Raw genomic sequence first — 17,341 nt, 5'->3', positions numbered from 1 at the left:
GCGGCAAAAGCTATGCTAAAACAGTCTCGATGCTACAGTAATACATTGACGTTACACATGTATGCAGAGGACATCAAACTTTACTGGCTGCAAATATTTGTGACAGCCAAATCCCAGGTACGGGTAAGAATTCGATTGCAACCCCAGAGTCAGGATGCAACTTATGACTCTGGTGACAGCTTATAACAGAGGATAACAGCGCATGGTGCTTGGCAAACCGCAAACAGACCCGACACTCGAATGGTTCTTGTCTCATTGCCATATTCATAAGTACCCATCGAAGAGCACGCTGATTCACCAGGGTGAAAAAGCGGAAACGTTATATTACATCGTGAAAGGCTCAGTGGCCGTGCTGATTAAAGATGAAGAAGGGAAAGAGATGATCCTTTCTTATCTGAATCAGGGCGATTTCATCGGTGAGCTGGGCCTGTTTGAAGAAGGCCAGGAACGTAGCGCTTGGGTACGTGCAAAATCGGCCTGTGAAGTGGCTGAGATCTCTTACAAGAAATTCCGTCAGCTCATCCAGGTCAATCCGGACATTCTGATGCGTCTTTCTGCGCAGATGGCTAACCGCCTACAGGTCACGTCTGAGAAAGTGGGTAACCTCGCCTTCCTGGATGTAACGGGCCGCATCGCCCAGACTCTGCTCAACCTGGCGAAACAGCCAGACGCCATGACCCACCCGGACGGTATGCAAATTAAAATTACCCGTCAGGAGATTGGTCAGATCGTCGGTTGTTCTCGTGAAACCGTTGGCCGTATTCTGAAGATGCTTGAAGATCAGAACCTGATCTCCGCTCACGGCAAAACCATCGTGGTTTACGGAACCCGTTAACCCCGGTTAAAACGGCGTGCCATCGCAAGATGTCACGCCGTTTTTGTCTCTCTCACCCATGTGGCGCAGACTGATTTATCACCCAGAAGTTAACTACGCACTACGACAAACGTTGGTGTTATGTCTTCCCGTGGCTGTCGGTTTACTTCTCGGCCACCTGCAACACGGTCTGCTTTTCTCGCTTGTTCCTGCCTGCTGCAATATCGCGGGTCTGGATACTCCGCATAAACGTTTTTTCAAACGTCTGATTATCGGTGGCTGCCTGTTTGCAGGATGTAGCCTTGCCGTTCAGCTTTTACTGGCTCGTGATATTCCGCTGCCACTGATTTTGACGGTGCTGGCCATGACGTTAGGCGTCACGGCAGAGATCAGCTCTCTGCATGCCCGATTACTGCCTGCATCACTGATTGCCGCCATTTTTACGCTTAGCCTCGCCGGAAATATGCCGGTGTGGGAGCCGCTTTTAATTTACGCCCTCGGCACGCTCTGGTACGGGCTGTTCAACTGGTTTTGGTTCTGGATGTGGCGGGAACAGCCCCTGCGGGAGTCGCTGAGCTTGCTCTACCGACAGCTCGCTGACTATTGCGAAGCAAAATACACCCTGCTGACACAACATACCGATCCGGAAAAAGCGTTGCCGCCACTGCTGGCTCGTCAACAAAAAGTAGTCGATTTGATTAGCCAGTGTTACCAACAGCTTCACATGCTCGCGGCCAATAAAAACCACGAATACAAACGGCTGCTACGAACTTTTCAGGTTGGGCTGGATTTGCAGGAGCATATCTCCGTTAGTCTGCATCATCCTGAAGAAGTACAAAAGCTGGTGGAGCGTAGCCACGCCGAGGCGGTGATCCGCTGGAATGCCCAGACCGTTGCGGGACGCCTGCGCGTGCTGGCTGACGACATCTTGTACCACCGATATCCCACGCGCTTTACGATGGATAAACAGCTGGGTGCGCTGGAAAAAATTGCCCACCAGCATGCGGATAACCCGGTTGGGCAGTTCTGCGCGTGGCACTTTAGCCGCATCGCACGCGTGCTGCGAACACAGCGTCCGCTCTACCCGCGCGACCTGATGGCCGATAAGCAAAAACGCCTCCCGCTCTTACCCGCGCTGAAAAGCTATCTGTCGTTCAAGTCTTCAGCACTGCGCAACGCGGCACGTATTAGCGTCATGTTAAGTTTCGCCAGCCTGATGGGTGTGGCGTTGCATCTGCCTAAGCCTTACTGGATTTTAATGACCGTGCTGTTCGTCACGCAAAACGGCTACGGTGCAACGCGGGTACGCATCCTTCATCGGGCAGGAGGCACTATCGCCGGGTTAGTCATAGCCGGGGTCACGCTGCACTTTCACGTCCCGGACGGGTACACCCTCGCGGGTATGCTGGTTATCACCCTGGTCAGCTATCTCTTCATCCGCAAAAACTACGGCTGGGCGATGGTGGGGTTTACGGTCACAGCGGTATACACCTTACAGTTGCTCACCCTAAACGGCGAACAGTTCATTGTGGCACGCCTGGTCGATACGCTGATTGGCTGTCTGATCGCCTTTGGCGGCATGGTCTGGCTGTGGCCGCAATGGCAAAGCGGCTTATTACGCCAAAACGCCCACGATGCACTGGAAGCTGACCAGCAGGCTATTCGGTTGATTTTGAGCGCCGATCCGCAGCCTTCACCGCTGGCGTATCAGCGTATGAAGGTGAACCAGGCGCACAACGCCCTGTTTAACTCGCTGAATCAGGCCATGCAGGAGCCGGGCTTTAATTCGCACTATCTGGCAGACATGAAGCTATGGGTGACGCACAGCCAGTTTATCGTCGAGCATATTAATGCGATGACGACGCTGGCACGCGAGCATACGATGCTGACGCCAGATCTGGCTCAGCGATATTTAGAATCGTGTGAAATTGCACTGCAACGCTGTCAGCAGCGCCTGGAGTACGATGCGCCGGGACAATCGGGCGATACTAATATTCTGGAAGCGCCAGAGACGCTCACCTACGGCCCGATGAGCACGCTGGAGCAACATTTACAGCGCGTGCTCGGGCATCTGAGCACCATGCACACCATCTCGTCGGTGGCATGGCGTCAACGCCCACAACATGGCATTTGGCTCTCGCGCCGCTTAAAGCGCGAGCCATATTAACCGTTTACGACCCTCGCGACCGCGCTGGCGAAGCGGATCATCCCTTCGTCGATATCCTGTCTTTCTACTACCAGAGACGGCGCAAAGCGCATCACGTCCGGCCCGGCATTCAGCACCATCACGCCTTCTTGAGCCGCAGCGTGCAGGAAATCACGCGCACGCCCTTTGTACTGCGGCTTCAGCTCTGCACCAATCAATAGCCCCATGCCACGAATATCGCTGAACACATCGAACTGCGCGTCGATCTGCTGAAGCTGCTTAACGAACTGTTCGCGTTTCGCGCTCACCCCGTTGAGTACCTCAGGCGTATTGATGATATCAAACGCCGCCCCGGCAATCGCGCACGCCAGCGGGTTACCGCCATAGGTTGAACCGTGGGAACCCACGTGGAAGGCAGACGCGATATCCTGGGTAGTCAGCACGGCACTAACCGGGAAACCGCCGCCGAGCGCCTTGGCGCTGGTCAGGATATCTGGCGTGACGCCGTAATGCATATAGGCAAACAGATCGCCGGTACGCCCCATTCCGCTCTGGACTTCATCAAATACCAGCAGCGCCTGATGCTCATCACACAGTTCTCGCAGACCTTGCAGGAACGCAGGCGTTGCCGCCATCACGCCGCCTTCGCCCTGGATTGGCTCAACCACTACCGCACAGGTATGATCGTCCATGACGGCTTTTACAGCATGCAGGTCGTTGAACGGCACGTGGATAATGTCTGCCGGTTTAGGGCCAAATCCGTCGGAGTATTTCGGTTGCCCGCCGACGGAAACCGTAAACAGCGAACGCCCGTGGAAAGCGTTATGGAAAGCGATAATTTTGGTTTTGTACGGGCTATGACGGGTCGACGCGTAGTAACGCGCCAGCTTGAACGCCGTTTCGTTGGCTTCGGTGCCGGAGTTCATGAACAGCACGCGCTCGGCAAAGGTGGCGTCGATAATCTTACGTCCCAGACGCAGCGCAGGCTCATTGGTGAAGACGTTGCTGGTGTGCCACAGGGTTTCGCCCTGGGTTTTTAATGCTTCAACCAGTGCAGGATGGCAATGCCCCAGCGCCGTCACCGCAATACCGCCCGCGAAATCCACGTACTCTTTGCCCTGCTGATCCCAGACCCGGCTGCCTTTCCCTTTTACCGGGATAAACTCGGCCGGTGCATAAATCGGCAGGATCACTTCATCGAAAGTTGCGCGCGTAATTGCAGATTGTTCAGTTGCCATGTCATGCCCATCCATTTTATGTCACATTCATTGTGAAAATATAATCACAAAATATGCATAAAAAATCACAACAAGGCAATTAAAATTCAGCGATTGAGGAAATTAGCCAGCAGTTGATGGCCCTGCTCACTGAGAATGCTTTCCGGATGGAACTGCACGCCTTCCAGATCCCACTCGCGGTGGCGTATCCCCATGATCTCCTGAGTATCGCTCAATGCAGTGACGTCAAAGCACTCGGGCAGTGTAGGAGGATCAATCACCAGCGAATGATATCGCGTGACGGTGAGGGGATTGTTCAGGCCATGAAATACGCCGGTTCCAGAATGGGTGACGGGTGAGGTTTTACCGTGCATCACCTTCGCGGCCCGCACGATCGTCGCGCCAAAGACCTGGCCGATTGCCTGGTGACCCAGGCAGACGCCAAGAATCGGCAACTTTCCCGCGTAGTGGCGTATCACATCCAGTGAAATACCCGATTCAGAGGGCGTACAAGGGCCGGGAGAGATAACGATTTTTTGCGGAGCCAGCGCATCTATATCCGCCAACGTAATCTCGTCGTTGCGACGGACAACCACTTCGGCACCCAGCTCGCAAAAATACTGGTAAAGATTCCAGGTGAAAGAATCATAGTTATCAATCAGCAAAATCATGGCGGCTCCCGAACAAAATGGCCGCCCTATTCTACTCAGTTTCCCGCGCTTCTTTCACTACTTTGGCGAAGATGACAGTGAGCTCGGTTAAATCGCCCATTGCCCCGCTCTGATTGGCCGCAGACCATGCATCCGGTTTGATGTCCCGCCAGCTGAGCTGATAGCCCGCATGGATTGCCAGTTGTTCAAAGAAGATGCGCTGGGCAATGCCATTACCAATCCGGAACGGATGCAGTACGTTTATTTCGCAATAATAGTGGCTGAGCCTGGCAATAAACGCTTCGCGTTCAAGCCCTGAAAGATAGCCCTCTTCTTCCAGATCCTGCATCAGGCCATTGCCCTCTTTCTCGATATAGGCAAAGTGGCAAAACCGCGTATCGCCTTTATAGATATCGACTTCCCGGATATCCCCCGCCCAATCAAAGATATCCTGATAAAGATGGCGATGTATGGCGCACAGATGCGGCAACCCACGGGCCGGTGGCCCCAGGGGAAGGGTTGCTGCGCGAAGCGCGGTAAGCTCGTAGGATGCCTGCGCCAGCCGCTCGGCCTGGCGGATGTTCAGCAGATTGCGCATCACATTCAGATCAGGATAGAGATACGGGTCGCGATCGTCGCCAATTTTATCGCTCATAGTGCCTCCTGAGTTCTTCAAGACGGGCTTGCGCCTCTTCTGCACTCAGCGTCACTAAGGCGCTTTCCACCCCTTCGAGACGGCGGTTGGCCTGAAAATTCGCGTTGCGTTGATGTTCCCAGAGTCGGGATTTTTGTTTGTCGGTGAGTTTTTTCACTTCGCGCCTCCCTGAATGTGTCCGTTTGCCACAAGTATAAGCAGCAAAACGCGCTTTCGCAGGGAGACGCAAGCAAAGCGGGCGAGGACCGCCCGCAGAGGAAAAGGTTAAGGCAGAACTTTTGCGGACAGGATAACGACCGGTTTTGTCGGCACATTCTGGTAAGGACCAACGTCGTGCGTCTGGACCTGAGAAATCTTATCGGCCACATCCATCCCTTTCACCACTTTACCAAATACCGCATAACCAAAGTCACGCTGGCCATGATCGAGGAAGGCATTGTCTGCAACGTTCAGGAAGAACTGGCTGGTTGCGCTGTCTTTGTCTGCGGTGCGCGCCATTGAGATGGTGCCACGAGTATTGCGCAGGCCGTTGTCCGCTTCGTTTTTAATTGGCGCGTTCGGCTGCTTTTGCTGCATCTGCTCGTTAAAACCGCCGCCCTGCAACATAAAGCCTGGGATCACGCGGTGGAACGTGGTGTTGTTATAAAAACCACTGTTCACATAATCGAGGAAGTTTTTCACAGAAACGGGAGCTTTCTGGCTGTTGAGTTCCAGCTCAATATTCCCGGCGGAGGTGGTCAGCAGGACGTGAGGGTCGCCTTTAGCTGCCAGCGCAGCAGGGGAAACGGCAGAGAGAGCAAGCACAGCTGCGACAGCCGCCAGTGTGGATTTGAGCATGAGAATTCCTTAACAAAGCGCAGTAACGAAAGCGAATGGCTTGATTCTAAAGAGCAGTATGGACGGAGACCAGTCTTTTACCTAATTTTACCAATTTGAAACATTTGTAACCGCGCAAACGGTTGGTTGGAGGATAATTATATGTGATCAAGATCACACAAAATCCTGCAAACGAGATCTAATTACCGTCAGAAGATATAAATGGATCACTTTAAAGTCTAAAATCTGCCCGCCCGAGCGCAGCCATTGCGCTCCAATTTTACGAAGACAAGACATGACTAACAGCAATCGCATTAAGCTCACATGGATCAGCTTCTTCTCCTACGCCCTTACCGGTGCGTTGGTGATCGTCACCGGGATGGTGATGGGAGATATCGCAAACTACTTCCAACTGCCCGTTTCCAGCATGAGCAACACGTTTACCTTCCTGAATGCCGGGATCCTGATCTCTATTTTCTTGAACGCCTGGCTGATGGAAATCGTGCCGCTGAAAACCCAGCTGCGCTTTGGCTTTGTGCTAATGCTTGCCGCCGTCGCCGGTTTGATGGTCAGCCACAGCATCGCACTGTTCTCCGCTTCCATGTTTGTACTGGGTCTGGTCAGCGGGATCACCATGTCGATTGGTACCTTCCTGATAACCCATATGTATGAAGGCCGTCAGCGCGGGGCTCGCCTGCTGTTTACGGACTCCTTCTTCAGCATGGCTGGGATGGTCTTCCCGATGGTGGCCGCCGTTCTGCTGGCTCGCAGCATTGAGTGGTACTGGGTGTATGCGTGTATCGGCCTGGTGTACGTTGCCATCTTCATTCTGACCTTCGGCTGCGACTTCCCGGTCCTGGGCAAAAAAGCACAGCAAACCTCAGAGCCAGTGGCGAAAGAAAAATGGGGGATTGGTGTGCTGTTTCTGTCCGTTGCCGCCCTGTGCTACATCCTCGGCCAGTTGGGCTTTATCTCCTGGGTTCCGGAATACGCCAAAAGCCTGGGCATGAGTCTGAATGACGCGGGCAAGCTGGTCAGCGATTTCTGGATGTCTTACATGTTCGGGATGTGGGCGTTTAGCTTCATTCTGCGTTTCTTCGATTTGCAACGCATCCTGACCGTGCTGGCGGGTCTGGCGACCGTGCTGATGTATTTGTTCATCAACGGTTCTCCAGAGCATATGGTGTGGTTCATTCTGACGCTTGGTTTCTTCTCCAGCGCAATTTATACCTCCATTATTACGCTCGGTTCCCTGCAAACCAAAGTGGCCTCTCCGAAGCTGGTTAACTTTGTTCTGACCTGCGGCACCATTGGCACCATGCTGACCTTCGTGGTCACTGGCCCGATCGTGGCGCACAGCGGCCCGCTGGCGGCGCTGCAAACCTCTAATGGTCTGTACGCGGTGGTATTTGTGATGTGTCTGGTGCTGGGCTTTGTGACCCGCCACCGTCAGCACAACACGGTAGCGGCTTCACAGTAAGCCTCTAGGCCCCTTTGCGCTCAGCGAAGGGGCTATTGCTGGTAAAACTCACCTCTTCTCCCCCGCTATCCGTCTGAATCCACGTTTGCGCCAGCTGCGTTGTCGCAATCACCCTTCCCTGACGAATCGACCAGCGCACCGGCACCTGACAACGGACCGCTTCAAAGCCATTTTCCACCGGAAGGATAATCAGGTTCGCCGGGTTGCCCTTTTCAATGCCGTAATCAGTCAGGCCGAAAGTACGCGCGCTGTTGTGGGTGATCAGATTGAGGCCACTGTCGATCTGCTGATAACCCATCATCTGACAAACGTGCAGCCCCATATGCAGCACCTGTAGCATGTTGCCGGTGCCCAACGGATACCACGGGTCAAAGACATCATCATGACCAAAGCAGACGTTGATACCCGCCTCCTGCAACTCCTTCACGCGAGTGATGCCCCGACGCTTCGGATAATCGTCAAAACGTCCCTGCAAATGAATGTTCACCAGCGGGTTAGCGACAAAGTTAATGCCGGACATTTTCAGCAGGCGGAACAGCCGTGAGGTATACGCGCCATTGTAGGAGTGCATCGCGGTGGTGTGGCTGGCCGTCACGCGCGAACCGATGCCAGCTTCATAGGCCAGCGTGGCGACCGTTTCGATGAAGCGCGATTGTTCATCGTCAATTTCATCGCAGTGAATATCCAGCGGACGGTCATATTTTTTCGCCAACTCAAAGGCGATATGCAGCGACTGCACGCCGTATTCGCGTGTGAACTCAAAGTGGGGAATGGCTCCGACCACGTCCGCGCCCAGGCGTAAGGCTTCTTCCAGCAACGCTGCGCCGTTGGGGTAGGAGAGGATCCCCTCCTGCGGAAAGGCCACGATTTGCAGGGTGACCCACGGAGCGACCTCTTGCTTCACTTCCAGCATCGCCTTCAGGGCCGTCAGCGTTGGATCAGAAACGTCTACGTGGGTACGAACAAACTGGATCCCGTTGGCAATCTGCCACTTCAGCGTCTTCCACGCCCGCGCTTTAACATCTTCGTGGCTCAGTAACGCCTTACGTTCCGCCCAGCGTTCGATGCCCTCGAACAACGTCCCGGATTGGTTCCAGTTCGGCTCACCGGCAGTTTGCGTGGTATCGAGGTGGATATGAGGCTCAATAAACGGCGGTATTGCCAGGCCACCGCGCGCGTTCAGAACCTCATAGCTCTCGTCGCGCCCCTCTCCCATCGGGATAATTTCGCCAAAACGCCCCTGCTCAATGGCAATTTGCCAAAGCCCTTCTCGACCTGGCAATCGAACATTTTGAACCAGCCAAAGCGGTGTTGTAGACATCTCTTTCCCCTGAAAAACGCTGCTGAAATTTAGGAGTACGCCATTTTAAAAATTAGCGCTCTATTTTGTACACAAAATCGACGCTCACGAAAAGCGAGCTATTTCCGTTACTTATAAAAAACCCGACAAATCAGTGATCTACCCACTAGGGAGTAGTTGAAGGCGTATTTGATTTGCATCAATAAGTACCTTTGCTGAATCGTTAAGGTAGGCAGTAATAGAAAAGAAATCGAGGCAAAAATGAGCAAAGTCAGACTCGCGATTATTGGTAACGGCATGGTCGGCCATCGCTTTATTGAGGACCTTCTCGATAAAGCTGACGCCGCTCAGTTTGATATTACCGTCTTCTGTGAAGAACCCCGTAAAGCATACGACCGTGTGCACCTTTCCTCCTACTTCTCCCACCACACCGCTGAAGAACTTTCTTTGGTCCGTGACGGTTATTACGAGAAGCATGGCGTAAAAGTGCTGATTGGCGAGCGCGCTATCACCATCAACCGTCAGGAAAAAGTGATTCACTCCAGCGCCGGACGCACGGTGTTTTACGACAAGCTGATCATGGCGACTGGCTCATACCCGTGGATCCCGCCGATCAAAGGCTCAGAAACACAGGATTGCTTCGTATATCGTACCATTGAAGACCTTAAAGCGATCGAGTCCTGCGCACGCCGCAGTAAACGCGGCGCCGTCGTGGGTGGTGGTCTGTTAGGACTTGAAGCCGCTGGCGCACTGAAAAACTTAGGCGTCGAAACCCACGTCATCGAATTTGCCCCGATGCTGATGGCCGAGCAGCTCGACCACATGGGTGGCGACCAGCTTCGTCGTAAAATCGAAAGTATGGGTGTGAAAGTTCACACCAGCAAAAATACCAAAGAGATCGTGCAGGAAGGCACTGAAGGGCGCAAAACCATGCGCTTTGCCGATGGCAGCGACCTGGAAGTCGACTTTATCGTCTTTTCGACCGGTATCCGCCCGCGCGACAAACTGGCGACCCAATGTGGTCTGGCCGTGGCTCAGCGCGGCGGCATCATGATTAATAATTCCTGCCAGACCTCTGACCCGGACATTTACGCTATCGGCGAATGCGCCAGCTGGGACAACCGAGTCTATGGCCTGGTCGCACCGGGTTATAAAATGGCGCAGGTCACCGCTGACCACATCCTCGGCCATGAAAACGCCTTTACCGGTGCAGACATGAGCGCCAAGCTTAAGCTGTTGGGCGTGGATGTGGGCGGGATTGGTGATGCACACGGTCGCACGCCAAACTCCCGTAGCTACGTTTACCTGGACGAAAGCAAAGAGGTCTACAAACGTCTGATCGTCAGCCCGGACAACAAAACCCTGCTGGGCGCAGTGCTGGTCGGCGATACCAGTGATTATGGCAACTTGTTGCAACTGGTGCTGAATGCTATCGAACTGCCGGAGAACCCGGACGCGCTGATTCTGCCTGCCCATGCCTCTAACGGTAAGCCTTCTATCGGCGTCGATAAACTGCCGGACAGCGCGCAGATTTGCTCCTGCTTTGACGTCACCAAAGGCATGCTGGTTGCCGCCATTAACAAAGGCTGCCATACCGTTGCGGCACTGAAAGCGGAAACCAAGGCCGGAACTGGTTGCGGCGGCTGTATCCCACTGGTGACTCAGGTGCTGAACGCCGAACTGGCGAAACAAGGCATCGAAGTAAACAACAACCTGTGCGAACACTTTGCTTATTCGCGTCAGGAGATCTACCACCTCATTCGCGTCGAAGGCATCAAATCCTTCAACGAGCTGCTGGAAAAACACGGCCAGGGTTATGGCTGTGAAGTCTGTAAGCCGACCGTCGGTTCCCTGCTGGCCTCGTGCTGGAATGAATATGTTCTCAAACCAGAACACACGCCGTTGCAGGATACCAACGACAACTTCCTGGCCAATATCCAGAAAGACGGAACCTACTCGGTGATCCCACGCTCTGCCGGTGGTGAAATTACCCCCGAAGGCCTGGTCGCAGTCGGTCGTGTGGCGCGCGAATTTAACCTGTACACCAAAATTACCGGTTCCCAGCGTATCGGCCTGTTTGGCGCGCAAAAAGACGACCTGCCAGAAATCTGGCGTCAGCTGATTGAAGCGGGCTTCGAAACCGGCCACGCGTATGCCAAAGCGCTGCGTATGGCAAAAACCTGCGTCGGCAGCACCTGGTGCCGCTACGGTGTGGGCGATAGCGTCGGCTTCGGCGTGGAGCTGGAAAACCGCTACAAAGGTATTCGTACCCCGCACAAAATGAAGTTCGGTGTCTCCGGCTGTACCCGCGAATGTGCGGAAGCGCAGGGTAAAGACGTGGGTATCATCGCGACTGAGAAAGGCTGGAACCTGTACGTTTGTGGTAACGGCGGGATGAAACCGCGTCACGCTGACCTGCTGGCAGCAGACCTCGATCGCGAAACGCTATTGCAGTATCTCGATCGCTTTATGATGTTCTACATCCGCACTGCCGACAAACTGACTCGTACCGCGTCATGGCTGGATAATCTGGAAGGCGGCATCGAGTATCTGAAGTCAGTCATCATCGATGACAAGCTGGGCCTGAACGAGCATCTGGAAGAAGAGATTGCACGCCTGCGTGAAGCGGTGATTTGCGAGTGGACCGAGACCGTCAATACGCCAGCGGCACAGGTTCGCTTCAAACACTTCATCAACAGCACCCAGCGCGACCCGAACGTACAAATTGTTCCTGAACGTGAACAGCATCGCCCGGCGACGCCATATGAACGCATTCCGGTGACTCTGGTGGAGGAAAACGCATGAGCCAGTGGGTAAATATCTGCAAAATTAACGACATCATTCCCGCCACTGGCGTTTGCGCGCTGCTGGGTAAAGAGCATGTTGCTATCTTCCGTCCTCGCCACGATGAGCAGGTTTTTGCCATCAGCAATATTGACCCGTTCTTTGAAGCCAGCGTGCTGTCTCGCGGCTTGATCGCGGAGCACCAGGGCGAACTGTGGGTGGCTAGCCCACTGAAAAAACAGCGTTTCCGTTTAAGCGACGGACACTGCATGGAAGATGAAAGCCACTCCGTGAAACACTACGACGTGCGTGTAAAAGACGGCAACGTGCAGCTGAGAGGTTAATCGTAATGGGAGGCGCAATGCCTCCCATTGTTTTATCCAGGTCGTTATTTTATTTTTCTTTTTTTCTATTTATATTTTAAAAACTTACGGGTAATCACATGTTTGCAGACACCATTAATAAGTGTGCGGCTAACGCTGCGCGCATCGCACGCCTCAGCAAAAATAATCCTCTTGGTTTTTGGGTCAGTTCCGCCATGGCGGGGGCGTATGTGGGCCTGGGGATTATTTTAATTTTCACTCTCGGTAATCTGCTCGACCCGTCAATTCGTCCGCTGGTGATGGGGGCGACCTTTGGCATCGCCTTAACCCTGGTGATTATCGCCGGTTCTGAACTTTTTACCGGTCACACCATGTTCCTGACGCTGGGCGTTAAAGCCGGGACCATCAGCCAGGGGCAGATGTGGGCAATTCTTCCGCAAACCTGGGTGGGGAATTTATTGGGGTCAGTGTTCGTTGCTTTGCTGTATAGCTGGGGCGGCGGCGGGCTTCTACCGATTGACACCAGCATCGTGCATACCGTTGCGCTGGCAAAAACAACGCAGCCTGCGATGGTGCTGTTCTTTAAAGGTGTGCTGTGTAACTGGCTGGTTTGCCTGGCAATCTGGATGGCAATCCGTACGGAAGGTGCCGCGAAGTTCATCGCTATCTGGTGGTGTTTGCTGGCGTTTATCGCCTCCGGCTACGAGCACTCCGTTGCCAACATGACCCTTTTTGCCCTCTCCTGGTTCGGTCACCACAGCGAGGCTTATACCCTTTCCGGTATTGGACATAATCTGTTGTGGGTAACCCTGGGTAATACCCTTTCGGGTGCAGTATTTATGGGCTTAGGATACTGGTATGCTACTCCGAAAGCGGAGCGTCCGACTCCAGTAACCATCGCAACTGCACAGGCGAAAGCCAATTCTTAAGAGGTAATGTCGTGAATCACCTGCCGATTTTCTGTCAATTACGTCATCGCGACTGCCTGCTTGTAGGCGGTGGGGATGTGGCTGAACGCAAAGCACGACTGCTGTTAGAGGCAGGTGCCCGACTGACCGTAAACGCCCTCGCCTTCGACCCACAGTTTACCGTATGGGCGAAGGAAGGGATGCTGACCCTGGTGCAGGGTGAGTTTAACGAAACCCTGCTTGATACCTGCTGGTTGACCATTGCCGCCACGGATGACGATGAAGTTAACCAGCGCGTTAGCGATGCCTGCGAAATCCGTCGTATTTTCTGCAACGTGGTCGATGCGCCAAAAGAAGCCAGCTTTATCATGCCGTCGATTATCGATCGCTCACCGTTGATGGTGGCAATCTCATCTGGCGGCACTTCGCCAGTGCTGGCACGTTTATTACGCGAGAAGCTCGAATCCATACTGCCCCAGCATTTAGGGCAGGTTGCACAGTATGCAGGGCAACTCCGCGCCCGGGTGAAGCAAACCTTTGGGACGGTTGGCGAGCGCCGTCGTTTCTGGGAAAAATTCTTCGTCAATGACCGTCTGGCGCAGTCGCTGGCAAATCAGGACCAAAAGGCCGTCGAAGAGACAACCGAACGCCTGCTGAGCGAACCGCTAGACCTTCGCGGTGAAGTGGTGCTGGTGGGCGCAGGACCGGGAGACGCTGGTTTGTTAACGCTTAAAGGCCTACAGCAAATTCAGCAGGCAGACATTGTGGTTTACGACCGACTGGTCTCTGATGACATCATGAATCTGGTCCGTCGCGACGCGGACCGTATCTTTGTCGGAAAACGCGCGGGCTACCACTGCGTTCCGCAGGAGGAGATCAACCAAATCCTGCTGCGCGAAGCGCAAAAAGGGAAGCGAGTGGTGCGTCTGAAAGGCGGCGATCCCTTTATTTTCGGGCGGGGCGGCGAGGAGCTAGAAACCCTGTGCAACGCGGGCATTCCGTTCTCCGTGGTGCCAGGCATTACCGCAGCCTCTGGCTGTTCTGCTTATTCAGGTATTCCACTGACCCATCGCGACTACGCGCAAAGCGTTCGCCTGGTGACGGGCCACCTGAAAACAGGCAGCGAGCTTGACTGGCACAATCTGGCAGCAGAAAAACAAACCCTGGTATTCTATATGGGGCTGAATCAAGCCGCCACGATCCAGGCAAAACTGCTTGAACACGGCATGAATGACGATATGCCCGTTGCCCTGGTTGAGAATGGTACGGCCATTACACAGCGTGTCGTTAGCGGCGTGCTCACTCAGCTTGGAGAACTGGCGCAACAGGTAGAAAGCCCTGCGCTCATCATTGTCGGTCGCGTCGTCGAGCTGCGTGAAAAGCTAAACTGGTTCTCGAACCACTAATTCCCCCCCCGCACAATACCCTTATTAAGAGTAGTCCTTAACTGGACTACTCCCTTCTTACGCCTGTCGTTAACATACCTCCCGCGAAATGGATCTTTTCCATTTATTCCCTCGTGTTACATCCAAAGAAAGTTTGTCAAAGACAAGGAAAGAGTATGTTTAAACTGGCAAAGGCCGCTCTTGTAGTGGGTATGTTATCGACCCTGACCGCGTGTACAGGTCACGTTCAGAACACTAAAAATAACTGCAGTTACGATTACCTTCTGCACCCGGCGATCTCGATTTCTAAGATCATCGGTGGTTGCGGTCCAGCAGCACAGCAGTAAGCTTTTTGCAGGCATAAAAAAACCGGGAATTTCCCGGTTTTTTTATATGTGATGCTAATTAAGGCTTAGCCACAAAACCAATCGCTTCATACACCGCTTTCAGCGTTTCAGACGCGCGCGCGCTGGCTTTATCCGCCCCGTCTCTCATCACCTGTTGCAGGAAGGCTTCGTCATTACGGAAACGGTTATAGCGCTCCTGTAGCTCCACCAGCATGCCAGATACGGCGTCAGCGACTTCGCCTTTCAGGTGACCATACATCTTGCCTTCGAAGTGCTGTTCCAGCTCAGGAATGCTCTGACCGGTAACACCGGAAAGGATATCCAGCAGGTTCGACACGCCCGCTTTATTCTGCACGTCGTAACGCACCACTGGCGGCTCATCGGAGTCAGTGACCGCACGTTTCAGCTTCTTGACCACCGCTTTCGGATCTTCCAGCAGGCCGATAACGTTATTGCGGTTATCGTCAGACTTGGACATCTTTTTGGTCGGCTCAAGCAGGGACATCACGCGTGCACCTGATTTCGGAATGAACGGCTCAGGCACTTTGAAGACGTCACCATAAATTGCATTGAAGCGCTGCGCGATATCGCGGCTCAGCTCCAGGTGCTGTTTCTGGTCTTCGCCAACCGGAACCTGATTGGTCTGGTACAGCAGAATGTCAGCCGCCATCAATACCGGATAATCAAACAGTCCGGCATTAATATTCTCGGAGTAACGAGCGGACTTATCTTTGAACTGAGTCATGCGGCTCAGCTCACCAAAGTAGGTGTAGCAGTTCAATGCCCAGCCCAACTGCGCGTGTTCCGGCACGTGAGACTGGACAAAAATAGTGCTTTTCTCAGGATCGATACCGCACGCCAGATAAAGTGCCAGCGTATCCAGCGTAGCTTTACGCAGCTTCTCAGGATCCTGGCGAGCCGTTATCGCATGCAAATCTACGATGCAGTAGATGCAGTGATAGTCATCCTGCATGCTAACCCACTGACGCAGCGCACCCATGTAGTTACCAATGGTTAATTCACCTGAAGGCTGTGCGCCACTAAAAACGATGGGCTTAGTCATTTTTCGATTCCTGATTTTCACTGTGCGGAAGCCCAAGTGCGGGCAATAAATCTTTAAAGCTATCGAACACCACGTCCGGCTCACTTAGCGTGATGGATTCACCGTAGTTGTAGCCATAGGTTAAGCCGACAGAAGGTGATCCTGCGGCTTTAGCAGCCAGAATATCATTACGCGAATCACCGACAAAGAGCAGCTGTTCAGGCGTTAAGGATAATTTTCCTGCCACTAACAGGATCGGTTCCGGGTGTGGCTTTTTGTTCTGCACATCATCGCCACCGACGATAACGGAAAAATACTTCGCGATATCCAGCGCTTCCAGCAGGGGCGCAACAAATGGCGTAGGCTTGTTAGTCACCAGCGCAAGCGGCATCCCTTTAGCATGCAGCGCGCGTAAAGTTTCCACCACGTCCGGGAACAGAAAACTGCCCTCTTCCACGGTCTCTTCATAGTAGCGGTGGAACAACTTACGCAGAAGGCGCAACTGCTCATCCTGCGGGATATCAGCATGATCCACGCCAGGTATACCCTGCGAGGAACGCAGAATGGCTCGCTCTTGACGCGCCCATGTAAGCGCCCGCTCCATGAGTACGTCAGCGCCATTACCAATCCAGGTGATGACACGATCTTCACCCGCAACGGGCAACTCAAGCGCATACAGCGCCCGATCGACGGCGCTGGTTAAACCCGGCGCGCTGTCGACCAGCGTACCATCGAGGTCGAACGCTACCCCTCGAATTGCCTGCAATTTATTCATGACTTACCTTTGCCAGTTCACCGCGCATTTCATCAATGACTTTTTTGTAATCCGGCTGATCGAAGATTGCCGAGCCTGCCACGAACATATCTGCGCCAGCAGCAGCGATTTCACCGATGTTATTGACCTTAACGCCGCCATCCACTTCGAGACGAATATCATAGCCAGACTCATCAATACGACGGCGTACTTCGCGCAGCTTATCCAGCGTTTGTGGGATAAAGGATTGCCCACCGAAGCCTGGGTTGACGGACATCAGCAGAATCACGTCCAGCTTGTCCATCACGTAGTCAAGATAGCTCAGCGATGTCGCGGGGTTAAAGACCAGGCCCGCTTTACAGCCATTTTCTTTGATGAGCTGCAACGTGCGATCGACATGCTCGGAGGCTTCAGGATGGAAGGTAATGATGCTGGCACCGGCGGCGGCGAAATCAGGCACGATGCGATCGACCGGTTTGACCATCAGATGAACGTCAATCGGTGCCGTGATTCCATAGTTACGTAACGCTTTTAGCACCATCGGACCGATGGTCAGATTCGGAACGTAGTGGTTATCCATCACATCGAAATGAACCACGTCTGCACCGGCCGCCAGGGCGTTAGCCGTATCTTCGCCCAGACGGGCAAAGTCGGCTGACAAAATTGAGGGAGCAATCAAAAACTGTTTCATCCGCATCTCCTTGAAATGTGTTTACCGGC

Annotated in this window: 17 protein-coding genes; 8 read left to right on the top strand and 9 right to left on the bottom strand. The window is 53.6% G+C overall.

Features of this window, described 5'->3' with window-relative positions:
• Nucleotides 1-202: 202 nt before the first annotated feature.
• Entirely contained in the window at nucleotides 203-835 is a 633-nt protein-coding gene (gene crp, locus AC6EMZ_RS16840; RefSeq protein WP_139879030.1) for a cAMP-activated global transcriptional regulator CRP, read from the top strand.
• A 58-nt stretch (nucleotides 836-893) separates the two neighbouring features.
• Nucleotides 894-2,981, top strand: a complete 2,088-nt coding sequence (locus AC6EMZ_RS16835; protein ID WP_498403977.1) for a YccS/YhfK family putative transporter — start codon at nucleotides 894-896, stop codon at nucleotides 2,979-2,981.
• Here AC6EMZ_RS16835 and argD read toward each other — a convergent pair.
• The 5 genes from argD to ppiA form a co-directional block, all read right to left on the bottom strand.
• Nucleotides 2,978-4,198, bottom strand: a complete 1,221-nt coding sequence (gene argD / locus AC6EMZ_RS16830) for a bifunctional acetylornithine/succinyldiaminopimelate transaminase (RefSeq protein ID WP_498403845.1) — start codon at nucleotides 4,196-4,198, stop codon at nucleotides 2,978-2,980. The two genes, AC6EMZ_RS16835 and argD, sit on opposite strands and share 4 nt — an antisense overlap.
• Nucleotides 4,199-4,284: 86 nt before the next feature.
• Complete coding sequence (pabA, locus tag AC6EMZ_RS16825) at nucleotides 4,285-4,848, bottom strand: aminodeoxychorismate synthase component 2 (protein ID WP_498403843.1); 564 nt, start codon at nucleotides 4,846-4,848, stop codon at nucleotides 4,285-4,287.
• A 31-nt stretch (nucleotides 4,849-4,879) separates the two neighbouring features.
• The gene (locus AC6EMZ_RS16820) at nucleotides 4,880-5,482 is read right to left on the bottom strand and encodes a putative adenosine monophosphate-protein transferase Fic (RefSeq protein ID WP_498403841.1); all 603 of its coding nucleotides are present in this window, start codon (nucleotides 5,480-5,482) and stop codon (nucleotides 4,880-4,882) included.
• Nucleotides 5,472-5,639 carry a FicA/YhfG family antitoxin gene (ficA, locus tag AC6EMZ_RS16815; RefSeq protein WP_498403840.1) on the bottom strand — a complete coding sequence of 56 codons (168 nt, stop codon included), beginning with the start codon at nucleotides 5,637-5,639 and terminating at the stop codon, nucleotides 5,472-5,474. Before ficA ends, AC6EMZ_RS16820 begins: the two co-directional genes overlap by 11 nt.
• A gap of 107 nt (nucleotides 5,640-5,746) precedes the next feature.
• Nucleotides 5,747-6,319 carry a peptidylprolyl isomerase A gene (gene ppiA, locus AC6EMZ_RS16810; RefSeq protein WP_498403838.1) on the bottom strand — a complete coding sequence of 191 codons (573 nt, stop codon included), beginning with the start codon at nucleotides 6,317-6,319 and terminating at the stop codon, nucleotides 5,747-5,749.
• A 274-nt stretch (nucleotides 6,320-6,593) separates the two neighbouring features.
• On the opposite strand from ppiA, the gene tsgA reads away from it, so the two are divergent.
• Complete coding sequence (tsgA, locus tag AC6EMZ_RS16805) at nucleotides 6,594-7,778, top strand: MFS transporter TsgA (RefSeq protein WP_498403836.1); 1,185 nt, start codon at nucleotides 6,594-6,596, stop codon at nucleotides 7,776-7,778.
• A gap of 4 nt (nucleotides 7,779-7,782) precedes the next feature.
• On the opposite strand, the gene AC6EMZ_RS16800 is transcribed toward tsgA, so the two are convergent.
• Nucleotides 7,783-9,099 carry a cytosine deaminase gene (locus AC6EMZ_RS16800; RefSeq protein WP_498403834.1) on the bottom strand — a complete coding sequence of 439 codons (1,317 nt, stop codon included), beginning with the start codon at nucleotides 9,097-9,099 and terminating at the stop codon, nucleotides 7,783-7,785.
• Nucleotides 9,100-9,339: 240 nt separating this feature from the next.
• On the opposite strand from AC6EMZ_RS16800, the gene nirB reads away from it, so the two are divergent.
• From nirB to AC6EMZ_RS16775, 5 genes are all read left to right on the top strand, one after another.
• Nucleotides 9,340-11,883, top strand: a complete 2,544-nt coding sequence (gene nirB, locus AC6EMZ_RS16795) for a nitrite reductase large subunit NirB (protein WP_498403833.1) — start codon at nucleotides 9,340-9,342, stop codon at nucleotides 11,881-11,883.
• Nucleotides 11,880-12,206: a nitrite reductase small subunit NirD gene (gene nirD, locus AC6EMZ_RS16790; protein WP_498403832.1), complete on the top strand. Its 327-nt coding sequence runs from the start codon at nucleotides 11,880-11,882 to the stop codon at nucleotides 12,204-12,206. The genes nirB and nirD overlap by 4 nt, the downstream gene beginning before the upstream one ends.
• 98 nt (nucleotides 12,207-12,304) lie before the next feature.
• Nucleotides 12,305-13,114 carry a nitrite transporter NirC gene (nirC, locus tag AC6EMZ_RS16785; RefSeq protein WP_498403831.1) on the top strand — a complete coding sequence of 270 codons (810 nt, stop codon included), beginning with the start codon at nucleotides 12,305-12,307 and terminating at the stop codon, nucleotides 13,112-13,114.
• An 11-nt stretch (nucleotides 13,115-13,125) separates the two neighbouring features.
• Nucleotides 13,126-14,499 carry a siroheme synthase CysG gene (gene cysG, locus AC6EMZ_RS16780; protein ID WP_498403830.1) on the top strand — a complete coding sequence of 458 codons (1,374 nt, stop codon included), beginning with the start codon at nucleotides 13,126-13,128 and terminating at the stop codon, nucleotides 14,497-14,499.
• A gap of 155 nt (nucleotides 14,500-14,654) precedes the next feature.
• Nucleotides 14,655-14,825, top strand: coding sequence for a YhfL family protein (locus AC6EMZ_RS16775; RefSeq protein ID WP_061706941.1), 171 nt, complete (start codon nucleotides 14,655-14,657; stop codon nucleotides 14,823-14,825).
• A 58-nt stretch (nucleotides 14,826-14,883) separates the two neighbouring features.
• Here the strand turns inward: AC6EMZ_RS16775 and trpS are convergent, their stop codons facing one another.
• The 3 genes from trpS to rpe are packed head-to-tail and all read right to left on the bottom strand — an operon-like array spanning nucleotide 14,884 to nucleotide 17,312.
• The gene (gene trpS, locus AC6EMZ_RS16770; protein ID WP_498403828.1) at nucleotides 14,884-15,888 is read right to left on the bottom strand and encodes a tryptophan--tRNA ligase; all 1,005 of its coding nucleotides are present in this window, start codon (nucleotides 15,886-15,888) and stop codon (nucleotides 14,884-14,886) included.
• Nucleotides 15,881-16,642: a phosphoglycolate phosphatase gene (gene gph / locus AC6EMZ_RS16765; RefSeq protein ID WP_498403826.1), complete on the bottom strand. Its 762-nt coding sequence runs from the start codon at nucleotides 16,640-16,642 to the stop codon at nucleotides 15,881-15,883. The genes trpS and gph overlap by 8 nt, the downstream gene beginning before the upstream one ends.
• A complete protein-coding gene (gene rpe / locus AC6EMZ_RS16760; protein ID WP_498403824.1) occupies nucleotides 16,635-17,312 on the bottom strand; it encodes a ribulose-phosphate 3-epimerase in 678 nt (225 codons plus the stop codon). Before rpe ends, gph begins: the two co-directional genes overlap by 8 nt.
• Nucleotides 17,313-17,341 lie beyond the last annotated feature (29 nt).

It is taken from the genome of Enterobacter sp. SCRI0065 (assembly GCF_059766475.1).
Note: the sequence above shows the minus strand (reverse complement) of the source record. Positions and strands in the feature narration are given on the sequence as shown.

What these genes read in the sequence shown, in the direction of transcription:
- crp (WP_139879030.1), top strand. Translation starts at nt 203, where the DNA reads ATGGTGCTTGGCAAACCGCAAACAGACCCGACACTCGAATGGTTCTTG.
- AC6EMZ_RS16835 (WP_498403977.1), top strand. Translation starts at nt 894, where the DNA reads ATGTGGCGCAGACTGATTTATCACCCAGAAGTTAACTACGCACTACGA.
- argD (WP_498403845.1), bottom strand. Translation starts at nt 4,198, where the DNA reads ATGGCAACTGAACAATCTGCAATTACGCGCGCAACTTTCGATGAAGTG.
- pabA (WP_498403843.1), bottom strand. Translation starts at nt 4,848, where the DNA reads ATGATTTTGCTGATTGATAACTATGATTCTTTCACCTGGAATCTTTAC.
- AC6EMZ_RS16820 (WP_498403841.1), bottom strand. Translation starts at nt 5,482, where the DNA reads ATGAGCGATAAAATTGGCGACGATCGCGACCCGTATCTCTATCCTGAT.
- ppiA (WP_498403838.1), bottom strand. Translation starts at nt 6,319, where the DNA reads ATGCTCAAATCCACACTGGCGGCTGTCGCAGCTGTGCTTGCTCTCTCT.
- tsgA (WP_498403836.1), top strand. Translation starts at nt 6,594, where the DNA reads ATGACTAACAGCAATCGCATTAAGCTCACATGGATCAGCTTCTTCTCC.
- AC6EMZ_RS16800 (WP_498403834.1), bottom strand. Translation starts at nt 9,099, where the DNA reads ATGTCTACAACACCGCTTTGGCTGGTTCAAAATGTTCGATTGCCAGGT.
- nirB (WP_498403833.1), top strand. Translation starts at nt 9,340, where the DNA reads ATGAGCAAAGTCAGACTCGCGATTATTGGTAACGGCATGGTCGGCCAT.
- nirD (WP_498403832.1), top strand. Translation starts at nt 11,880, where the DNA reads ATGAGCCAGTGGGTAAATATCTGCAAAATTAACGACATCATTCCCGCC.
- nirC (WP_498403831.1), top strand. Translation starts at nt 12,305, where the DNA reads ATGTTTGCAGACACCATTAATAAGTGTGCGGCTAACGCTGCGCGCATC.
- AC6EMZ_RS16775 (WP_061706941.1), top strand. Translation starts at nt 14,655, where the DNA reads ATGTTTAAACTGGCAAAGGCCGCTCTTGTAGTGGGTATGTTATCGACC.
- trpS (WP_498403828.1), bottom strand. Translation starts at nt 15,888, where the DNA reads ATGACTAAGCCCATCGTTTTTAGTGGCGCACAGCCTTCAGGTGAATTA.
- gph (WP_498403826.1), bottom strand. Translation starts at nt 16,642, where the DNA reads ATGAATAAATTGCAGGCAATTCGAGGGGTAGCGTTCGACCTCGATGGT.
- rpe (WP_498403824.1), bottom strand. Translation starts at nt 17,312, where the DNA reads ATGAAACAGTTTTTGATTGCTCCCTCAATTTTGTCAGCCGACTTTGCC.